The organism is Hyphomicrobium sp. (assembly GCF_020852195.1).
Classification (GTDB): Bacteria; Pseudomonadota; Alphaproteobacteria; order Rhizobiales; family Hyphomicrobiaceae; genus Hyphomicrobium_C.
Genome location: NZ_JADZBI010000048.1, coordinates 1 through 9617, shown reverse-complemented (window position 1 = coordinate 9617; position 9617 = coordinate 1). Strand labels below are relative to the sequence as shown.

8 protein-coding genes are annotated in these 9617 nt (G+C 67.4%); 4 read left to right on the top strand and 4 right to left on the bottom strand.

From position 1 onward, the window contains the following. Window positions 1-853 (top strand): imelysin family protein (locus IT540_RS03970; protein WP_291173603.1); only part of this gene is annotated, 853 nt, incomplete at its 5' end. A 137-nt stretch (window positions 854-990) separates the two neighbouring features. Further along, window positions 991-2478: a di-heme oxidoredictase family protein gene (locus tag IT540_RS03965; protein WP_291173601.1), complete on the top strand. Its 1488-nt coding sequence runs from the start codon at window positions 991-993 to the stop codon at window positions 2476-2478. A 34-nt stretch (window positions 2479-2512) separates the two neighbouring features. On the opposite strand, the gene IT540_RS03960 is transcribed toward IT540_RS03965, so the two are convergent. The 3 genes from IT540_RS03960 to IT540_RS03950 form a co-directional block, all read right to left on the bottom strand. Then, the gene (locus tag IT540_RS03960; RefSeq protein WP_291173598.1) at window positions 2513-3730 is read right to left on the bottom strand and encodes a hypothetical protein; all 1218 of its coding nucleotides are present in this window, start codon (window positions 3728-3730) and stop codon (window positions 2513-2515) included. Window positions 3731-4024: 294 nt separating this feature from the next. Then, window positions 4025-5236 carry an FAD-dependent monooxygenase gene (locus IT540_RS03955; RefSeq protein ID WP_291173595.1) on the bottom strand — a complete coding sequence of 404 codons (1212 nt, stop codon included), beginning with the start codon at window positions 5234-5236 and terminating at the stop codon, window positions 4025-4027. Window positions 5237-5254: 18 nt separating this feature from the next. Further along, window positions 5255-5506, bottom strand: coding sequence for a zinc-finger domain-containing protein (locus IT540_RS03950; protein WP_291173593.1), 252 nt, complete (start codon window positions 5504-5506; stop codon window positions 5255-5257). A 226-nt stretch (window positions 5507-5732) separates the two neighbouring features. Here IT540_RS03950 and IT540_RS03945 point away from each other — a divergent pair, with 226 nt between their 5' ends. Together IT540_RS03945 and IT540_RS03940 are read left to right on the top strand one after the other, a co-directional pair. Beyond that, window positions 5733-6503 (top strand): alpha/beta fold hydrolase, encoded by a 771-nt coding sequence (locus tag IT540_RS03945; protein WP_291173590.1) that lies wholly within the window; start codon window positions 5733-5735, stop codon window positions 6501-6503. Between the two features lie 449 nt (window positions 6504-6952). Then, window positions 6953-7618: an extensin family protein gene (locus IT540_RS03940; protein WP_291173588.1), complete on the top strand. Its 666-nt coding sequence runs from the start codon at window positions 6953-6955 to the stop codon at window positions 7616-7618. Between the two features lie 126 nt (window positions 7619-7744). Here the strand turns inward: IT540_RS03940 and IT540_RS03935 are convergent, their stop codons facing one another. Continuing rightward, window positions 7745-9430, bottom strand: coding sequence for an HWE histidine kinase domain-containing protein (locus IT540_RS03935; RefSeq protein WP_291173586.1), 1686 nt, complete (start codon window positions 9428-9430; stop codon window positions 7745-7747). Window positions 9431-9617 lie beyond the last annotated feature (187 nt).

Sequence of the window (9617 nt, the reverse complement as noted above, 5' to 3'; positions counted from 1 at the left end):
GGTCGCGGGCAAGACGGTAGACGCCTCGAAGATCACGCCGAAGCTGATCCGCAGCCTGCACGAGGCCGGCGGCGTGGAAGCCAACGTGGCCTCCGGCTACCACGCGATCGAGTTCCTGCTCTGGGGACAGGACCTCAACGGCACCGAGCCCGGCGCCGGCAACCGGCCGGCAACGGACTACGATCTCAAGGCGTGCCCGAACGGCAACTGCGACCGGCGCGCGGCCTACCTTACGACGGTCACCGACATGCTGATCGAGGACCTCGACTGGATGACCAAGCAGTGGGGGGCCAAGGGCGAGGCGCGCAAGTTCATCTTCGCCGACGAGAAGACCGGCCTGACGTCGATTTTCACCGGCCTCGGCAGCCTCTCCTACGGGGAGCTTGCCGGCGAGCGCATGAAGCTCGGCCTCATGATCCACGACCCCGAGGAGGAGCACGACTGCTTCTCTGACAACACGCACAACTCCCACTACGGCGACGTGGTCGGCATCCAAAACGTCTATCTCGGACGCTATAAGCGTACGGACGGCAGCGTCGTGTCGGGACCTTCCGTCTCGGACCTCGTCAAGGACAAGTCGCCGGAGACCGATGCCCAGGTGTGGGCCGCCATCGAGACGAGCCTCGCCAAGCTGCAGGCCATCGTCGACCGTGCCGAGAAGGTCGAGCGCTACGACCAGATGATCGGGCTCGACAACGCGGAAGGCAATGCCGCCGTCCAGGCCGGCATCGACGCGCTGATCGCCCAGGCCAAGGAGTTCGAGCGCGCCATCGCGGCACTCGACCTCAAGGGCATCAAGTTCGAGGGCTCGGACAGCCTCGACGCGCCGGAGAAGGTGGGCGGCGACAACTAGGCCGCATCTGTACACCACCGGCGCGGCTGCTTCAGGTCAGGCCATGGCGCGGCGAAGGGTCCGCGGGCGGGGCTTTGACCTTGCGATCGGCCGATTGGCATGCTGACTGGCCTCGCAGCCTGGAGCCGGAGCTTCCGATGTTCCGCCCGTTCGGACAGACGTTCTGGATGATCGCGTTCGCCGCCGTCGTGCCTTTGGCCGCGGGCACGGTGTCGCTCATCGCCGCGCCCACGGTCGAGGTGCCGGCCGGGCTCGAACCCGGCGAGGAGATGCCGGGCGGCACCGCCACCTCTCGCGAGAGCGTCACGGACCGCGACGCCTTCTCCCACTTCTCGCACGGCATCGGCTTCGAGGGCGAGGCGCGCTTCAAGGTCGGCAACGCCATCTTCCGCAAGCTGTGGGTGGCGGCACCCTCCTCCACGCAGGCGTCGGACGGGCTCGGGCCACTCTATAATGCGCGCGGCTGCCAGAACTGCCATCTCAAGGACGGGCGCGGGCGTCCTCCGCTCGCCAACTGGCCGGACGAGACGGCGGTCTCCATGTTCCTCCGCCTCTCCATCCCGCCGGAGACCGAGGAGCAGGAGCGCCTCCTCGCCGAGCGGCGCGTCAACAGTATTCCCGATCCCGTCTATGGCGACCAGTTGCAGAACATCGCCATCCAGGGCCACGACGGCGAAGGGCAGATGCACATCACCTATATGGATGTGCCGGTGACGCTGGCGGGTGGCGAGGTCGTCACGCTGCGCAAGCCGACGTACTCGATCGTCGACCTCAAGTACGGGGCGTTGCATCCCAAGGTGATGCTGTCGCCGCGCATCGCGCCGCCGATGATCGGGCTCGGACTGGTGGAGGCCATACCGGAGGCCGACATCCGCGCCAACGCGGATCCGGACGACGTCGACAAGGACGGCATCTCGGGGCGCGTCAACGAGGTGTGGTCGCTCTCCCAGCGGAAGGTCATGCTCGGGCGGTTCGGCTGGAAGGCGGGCGAGCCCACCATCCTCGACCAGAGCGCGACGGCGGCCGCCGGCGACATCGGGCTTTCCAACCCCCTGGTGCCGAAGCCCTCAGGCGACTGCACGGCGGCGCAGCCGGCTTGCCTTGCGGCACCGAACGGGAACTCGGAGCGCGCGGGCGGCTTCGAGCTTCCGCGCGAGCTGCTCGACCTCGTGACGTTCTACGCGCAGAACCTCGCGGTACCGGCGCGGCGCGGCGCGGGCGATGACGTCGTGCTCAAGGGCAAGGCGCTGTTCCACAAGGCGGGCTGCGCGGCATGCCATACGCCGTCCTTCACCACCGGCACGGTGGAGGGGCAGCCGCATCTCAGCAAGCAACTGATCTGGCCCTACAGCAACTTCCTCTTGCACGACATGGGCGAGGGGCTTGCCGACGCGCGGCCGGAAGGCGATGCCGACGGGCGCGAGTGGCGGACCGCGCCGCTGTGGGGCATCGGCCTGACCAAGGTGGTGAGCGACCACACGTTCCTGCTGCACGACGGGCGCGCGCGGAACGTGGAGGAAGCAATCCTCTGGCACGGCGGGGAAGCGCAGGCAGCGCGCGATGCCTACGCAGCCTTGAGTGCCGAGGAGCGCGCGGCGCTGGTCGCGTTCGTCAACTCGCTATGACCGGCAAGCGGCAGGATGCGCCGTCCCAATGGCATCACTCCTCCAGCGGGCAAGGATGGCGATACGGAACGGGCTGCCCCCAGCTCAGAGAGGAAAGATCAAACGGTATCCCGAGCTCGAGGTCGGCCGCGTTCTGCCTGACATTCGGAAAGACGATCCGCTCGCCATCCCGCGTCTCGCAGCCAGCGTAGAGATTGACGCGCAGCGGTGGCTCGCCGGCGTCGATGGGCTCGATGGCGCAGGAGCCTGTGTCGAGGCGCAGGACTGCCGGACCCCGCGTTCGATCGGGATGGTAGCCGCGATCGACGATCCCGAACATGACGACATGCTGTCCCTGCACGACGCCGACGGGGCAGACGATGTGGGGAAAGACGTCTTTGGGATAGGTGGCGACGTGGATGTCGCCGTTCGGAGCGGTCACGACAATGTCGTTGTAGATCCAGGCATCCGCGCCTTCGTCGCCATAATCCAGAATCCTGCCGCCGATCAGCAGCGTCCGGCCATTGGGCAGCGATACCGTGAGCGCCCCTTCGCGGACTGCCGTCCACACCACATCCTTTTCCGTGCGCGTTGATTTTCCGGCGTCAACCTCAGAACCGTAATGCAGTCGTGCGCGGCTCGGCCGCCAACGACGCCTCGTCATCGCGAGCCAGAATGGGTTGAGGCTAACCTCGGGGTTCCCGGAGCCGTAGCGCGGGCTCCTGAAGGCGTGATAGTCCGCGGCGGACACCGGAAAGACGGCTTCGTCGCCGTGGGGCCGCCGCCGCCACATGAGCGTTGTCAGGTCGAGCTCGAAAACATGCGCGTTCGGCGTGTAGCCTTCGGACGTTTGGATGTTGCCACCGACGACAAGCAGGGCGTTCTCGCCTATGCGCTCCGTCGTGTGGCGGGAAATCCAGCCCGGGCCGTCGCCTGCGGTCTCGAGCGTCTCGAACTGCAACGTCCGGGTATCGAATCTCAGCACCTGAGTCTCGCCGTGCCGGCGCAGATCGCGATAACCGAGAGAGCCGATCAGCCAGATGTGGGAGCCGATCAGGGTCGCGGTGTGGAAATCCGTGGGTGGAAAGACATCCTTCGGATAGAGGTAGAACTCGCGGTCGCCGCCCGCATACTCGACGACAACATCATTGTAGATGCAGAAATCCCGATCGTAGAAGTCCTCGTGCTCGCCCGCGATATGGATCACGCGCCCATCGGGCAGCGATGTCGAGGTTCTGCCGAAGCGCTGCCAGCTCCAGAACGGCCCCGGCACGTCATCGCGGTATGCCTACACCGAGAAATCCCGGCGGGAGGCGGCCGACGATTCGCTCGGTCTCACATGCTGTCTGAGCTGGTAGCCGGACCACTCGTTGCGCAACGCAAGGGCCCAAAGCGCATTCTCGATCCACTCTGGGTGCCGGACGCCGAAGCGGGTCCTGTGCTCGGGAGCTGTCTTCATCGGCAAGCCTGCACCGTCAACGAGTTCCGGAGCAACCGGAGCATGGTCGGCGGGTGCCGCCCTTCCGAGACGCTCTCAGTACGGCGCGTCCGAAGTTGGGCAGGCGGGCTACTCGCTCTGCGGCGGGGTCCAGCCGTAGAGCCAGTCGTAGCGACGCATGAAGCGCTCGGGTGGCGTCCGCGCAAGCACCATGTTGCGCGCGGCAGCCATGCGGCCGCTCAGGTGAAAGATGACACCGTTCATCCGCGATGCCTGGGCCACGCGGCGCACGCGCGCCTCGCGCCTGCGGGCGTAGGCCGCGAGCGCGTGTGCGGGATCGCCCGGATCGGTGGCCAGCGCATCGGCCACGACGACCGCGTCCTCGAGTGCCATGACGCCGCCCTGGGCCAGGAAGGGCAGCACGGGATGGGCCGCATCGCCGAGCAGTGCCGTGCGCCCCACGGCCACGCGTGGACGGCGCGCCAGCCGCATCAAGGACCAGCGGCGCCAGTGCTCCGGCTTTGCGAGCAGATCTTGCAGCAGCGGCGCAAACCCGGTCGTGCGCGCCATGACCCATGCGCGGTCGCATGGCGCGCTCCAGTCTGCCGCGACCTGGCGATCGTCGAAGACGGCGACCAATGCGACGCCGTGCCCGGCGCTGACGGGATAGTGCACGACGTGCACATCGGGACCGAGCCAGAGGTGGACCTCGGTCCGGTTCAGCGCCTCCGGCACCTCCTCTATCGGAAGTACGACGCGCACGGCGCACTTGCCCGTATAGACTGGCGTACCGGCTGCGAAGGCGTCCCTGCGCAGGATCGACCAGGCGCCGTCGGCCGCGATCAGCGCATCGCCGCGAGCCTCGTCGGCGGCCGACGACACGGCCGTGACCGTGTCGCCCATCTCCTCGACGACGGTGACGTCGAAGCCCATGCGGAGGCGGATCAAGGGCTCTCGCTCGGCGGCCACGAGCAGCGCGTTGTGCAGGTCGCGGCGATGGGCCACCCAGTAGGGCGCGCCGTGGCGCTCCGCGATCCAGCGTCCCAACGGGAACGTGCCGAGCGGACGTGCGGTCGCCGCATCGAGAATGCGGAGCGCATCCGGCGCCGTCACGCGCGGCTTGAGCGCCGAGGCCGCGCCTAGCATCTCCAGGATGCGGGTGCCGTTGGGTCCGATCTGGATGCCGGCACCGTCCTCGCCGAACAGAAGGCGGCGCTCGAGCACGGTCGAGGCAATGCCGCGTCGGGCAAGGGCGAGCGCGGTCGCCAAGCCCCCGATGCCGCCACCCGCGATCAGGACCTTCTCGAGATGCGCGCTCCTGGACGGCGGCGTGGCGATCATGATCCGCCGGCGATATGTCTACGCCGCCTCGTCCGTCAGCGAGACCAGGCAATCGCGCGGGTCGCTCTCGCTTTCGTGCAGCCGCGGGTCGTAGACGTAGAGCGTGGAGCAGTAGGGGCACAGGATCTGGCTGTCGGCGCCCATGTCCAGATAGACATGCGGATGGTCGTAGGGCGGCCGGGCGCCCATGCACTGAAGCTCCTTGACGCCGACGAAGATCTTCTCGGCGCCGATGTCGTTGGCGAAATGAGGCGTCGCGATCTTTGCCATGGCCTCCCCTTCATCACTGCCCGCGGCAGTGCTGGCGGCGAACATAGCCGCTACCGTCGCGAATTCATAGGCTGAGACACGCGACATCTCTGACCAGGGACAGGCCTACTTTCCGACGTTGCAATCCCAGCCGGTTTGCTGCCACCCTGCCGCCCAGCCGACCGCCTCGACGCGGCCGGAGGCGAAGTCATCTCATGAGCAGCCCAGGATGCATCCGCGACCAGCGATGAAGACGTTCAGTTCGGACGGGGTGACGCTGGCTTACCTCGATCAGGGCGCTGAGCGGCCGGACGCGGAGCCGGTGCTGCTGATCCACGGCTTCGCCTCCAACGCCTACGTCAACTGGGTCGACACGGGATGGGTGGCGGACCTCTCGGGTGCCGGCTACCGGGTCATCGCCTTGGATAACCGCGGGCACGGCCGCAGCGAGAAGCTCTACGACGTCGAGGACTACGGTGCGCCGGAGATGGCGGAGGACGCGCGGCGGCTGCTGGATCACCTCGCCATCCCGCGTGCGCATGTGATCGGCTACTCGATGGGTGCGCGCCTTGCCGCGTTCCTGGCGCTGGCGCATCCGGATCGCGTACAGAGCCTCGTGTTCGGCGGCCTCGGCATCAACATGGTGCGCGGCATGGCCGGAACGGGCCCGATCGCGCATGCTCTCGAGGCGCCCAGCGTCGATGACGTGAAGAACCAGGCCGCGCGCTCGTTCCGCGTCTTCGCAGAGCAGACGAAAAGCGATCTCAAGGCGCTCGCGGCCTGCATCCGCTCGGCGCGGGCGCCGATCTCGGCGGAGGACGTGGCGACGCTCGTCCCGCCGGTACTGGTGGCCGTCGGCGAGCACGACGTGGTCGGCGGGTCGGCGACGGAGCTTGCCGACGTCATCCCGGGCGCGGAGGCGTTCGTGATCGAGGGCCGCGAGCACATGAGGGCAACCGGCGACCGTACGTTCAAGGCGGCGGTGCGTGCGTTCCTCGCACGCCACCCGCTCACGTGATCGGATCGCGGGAATCACAAGGCCCCGGTGAAAGACAGGCGTGCTCGTCGAGGGAACATCGTGGGGGATGCCGAGCGAGCAGCACTGTCTTCGGGCCGGGGCCTCGACGCACGAAAGGGGTTTGACGCCGTACGCATACAGTGCCCGTGTCAGCGCCCGACAGCTATCCTCTGAGAGGGAGGGATGCGATGGCGGGAGCCGGTCAGCGTCTCACACTACGGACGCTCGGATTGTAGCAGACACTCAAATCGTTGGACGGCGGTTTCTCCGTCCGAGTCTTCCTTCGCTGTGGATAAGTCGACGATACGTTGCCGGAAAACCGCCGCGCGGCAGCCCAACGAACGCCGCAGACCCGGCCGCAAACGGCCGAAAAAGTCTGCGATAGGACGTGTGGGGAGGATGGGACATTCACGGTTCGTTAGCCTTAACCGGCCTAGTGTCCCAGCGTCATGCGTCTCAGTCGCGTTCTCGTGCTGCCGGCCTTGATGCCGGCCCTCATCTCCGGATGCAGCTCCGGACCGAACTTCGTCGCCAAGCTCGAGCCTTGGCGCGCACAGGAGGAGAGCGCCTGCATCCAATCGGGCGTTCTCGCGCATACGACTTTCATCGCCAGCCGGTCGGCACTCGGCGGTCCCAGCGTGTGCGGGACCGAGCGGCCCTTCGAGCTCTCGGCCGTGGACGACGGCCGCGTGCGGCTCAAGCCCGCCGCCATGCTCCGCTGCCCAATGATCCCGCAGGTCGAGCGGTGGGTGCGAGAGAGCGTCAACCCGGCCGCCCGCTACTACTTCGGGTCGGACGTGGTCGAGGTGGCGGTGGCGGGGTCCTACTCCTGCCGGCCCATGAACCACGTGTCGGGCGCACGGCTCTCCGAGCATGGCTATGCCAACGCCCTCGACGTCTCGGGCTTCACGCTCGCGGACGGGCGCAAGATCTCCATCAAGCGCGACTGGAACGGTGACGTGACCAAGCAGGCCTACCTCAGGGCCGTGCACCGCGGGGCGTGCGAGCGGTTCACCACCGTGCTCGGGCCAAACCACGACCGCGCGCACCACGACCATTTTCATGTCGATCTCGCCCGACATGGCAGCAACGGGCTCAAGCGCATCTGCAAATAGGAAGCTTCGCTAGGCTCGCGACATGCCCCTTTTCTAGGAAGGCTAGGAGAGGGGACTACAGACCGTCTGCCGGTGGGATTCCCCCCACCTCTAACCCCTCCCACAAGGGAGGATAGACGTGCGCGGTCAGGGGCCCTTGCGCTTGGCGGGGCCGCCGGCGGTCTCGGGGCCGTCGTAGGTGCAGCGCGCGGGGGCCACGACCTTCCAGACCAAGCCGCTTTGCGCATAGTCGATCGTCACCGTGGCATCGAGCGACTTCTCGACCATCGCCACCATGATCGTGTAGCCGAAGCCGCGGCGCTCCGGCGGCTTGACCGGAGGTCCGCCCTCCTCGGCCCACACGAGCACAAACTCGCGATCCTCTCCCGAACCCTGCATGCGCCAGGAGACGCGCACCTTGCCCTCGGCGCCCGCCAACGCGCCGTACTTGCTGGCGTTGGTCGCGAGCTCGTGCAGGGCCATGCCGATGGCTTGTGCGGCGGGCGGTTGCAGGCGCACGGGCGGTCCCGAGATCTCGATGCGGGTGCCGATCAGCTCGCGGAACAGCGCGAGCTGGGAGCGGACGAGATCGGAGACGCGTACGCCCTGCCAGTTGCTCTCGATCAGGAGGTCCTGGCTCGCGGCAAGGCCGACGATGCGATCCGAGAACTGACGCACGAACTGCTTGGGGTCATTGGCCGGCATCTGACGCGCGATGGCCTGCACCACGGCCAGCATGTTCTTCGATCGATGGTTGACCTCGCGCATGAGCAGAAGGATCTGCTGCTCCGCCTGCTCGCGCAGCTCGGCGGCCTCGACAAGCGCGGTGCCGATGGCGTTGGCCTCTGTGACGAGGGTCGGCTCGAACTCGACCGAGCGGCCCTCGCCGAGCGCCTTGGCCGCGTTTTCGGCCATGTCGAGAGGCTTCGTGATGACGCGGGCCACGCCGACCGCGCCTGCGATGCCGACACAGGTAAACGCCGCAACGATGAGCACGTAGTTCAGAAGCGCCTCGCGGGCCGCGGCCTCGACCAGCGCCGTGGGAACCGACACGTAGACCGTCCAACCCGAGAGGCGCGAGGGGGCGGTTCCCCATTTGACCGCGCGGCCCTCCAGATCCATGCCCTGCAGCTCGCTATCCGCGCCGTCGATGCGGGTGGCCTCGGACAGCGGCTTGCCGACGAACTCTTCATGCTTGCGCGTGCGCGCGATAACGATTCCCTTGCGGTCCGTGATCGTTCCGCGCCACTCCGGCGGCAGCTTCTGGCGGTCGAGGAGATCCTTCATCAGGCCCGGCTCGAGCGACAAAGAGAGCACGTAGCGCAGCTTCCCCTTGCGCATGATTGGAACGCTGACCGACATCACGGCCCGCTTCGCGACGTCGCCTATCACCACGTCGGAGATGACAGCATTCTTGCCGACGTGCGATTGCCCGTCGAAGCCGGTGCTGGTCGGAAGCGGGGCGCCGAAGGGAAGGCGGGTGTTGAAGAGCATGCGGCCGCTTGGATCGCGCAGGAACGCGAACAGGCCGCGCGAGCTGAGCGCCGCCTCGGCCTGGCGATAGACCGTCGCCAGATCGTCCTCGGCCAGGGCTGGCGTGGTGGCGAGCGACTCCAGGATCACGATGTAGCTGTTCAGCGTCTGATCCAGGTCAGCGGCAATGCGCTCGGCGGCAAGGCGTGCCTCGTTGAAGAGGCGCGCGCGCTCGGACGTCGTGAGCCGCGCCGCCTCCATGCCCAGAAGGGCGAGCAGCGGGACGGCGAGCGCAATGATGGATAGGGCAAGGAGGAACGAGACGGGCCACGGCGGGCGGAGAGAGAAAGGGCGTTCCATTCCGTGGGGGGCCATCCAAGCTGGTGGGGTCCGCGAGTCTACATCAACCCGAGTGGCCCTTGTAAGGCCGTCCGGGAACGGATCGCGTGCCGTCCGGGACGGCCGTTACGCTAAGCCCCTATAATGCCGGAAGGAACCCTGAGCAACCGAGCATAAGCTCACTCGGCCGGCGTCTCGATGCCGGCTC

What these genes read in the sequence shown, in the direction of transcription:
- IT540_RS03965 (WP_291173601.1), top strand. Translation starts at nt 991, where the DNA reads ATGTTCCGCCCGTTCGGACAGACGTTCTGGATGATCGCGTTCGCCGCC.
- IT540_RS03945 (WP_291173590.1), top strand. Translation starts at nt 5,733, where the DNA reads ATGAAGACGTTCAGTTCGGACGGGGTGACGCTGGCTTACCTCGATCAG.
- IT540_RS03940 (WP_291173588.1), top strand. Translation starts at nt 6,953, where the DNA reads ATGCGTCTCAGTCGCGTTCTCGTGCTGCCGGCCTTGATGCCGGCCCTC.
- IT540_RS03950 (WP_291173593.1), bottom strand. Translation starts at nt 5,506, where the DNA reads ATGGCAAAGATCGCGACGCCTCATTTCGCCAACGACATCGGCGCCGAG.
- IT540_RS03955 (WP_291173595.1), bottom strand. Translation starts at nt 5,236, where the DNA reads ATGATCGCCACGCCGCCGTCCAGGAGCGCGCATCTCGAGAAGGTCCTG.
- IT540_RS03935 (WP_291173586.1), bottom strand. Translation starts at nt 9,430, where the DNA reads ATGGAACGCCCTTTCTCTCTCCGCCCGCCGTGGCCCGTCTCGTTCCTC.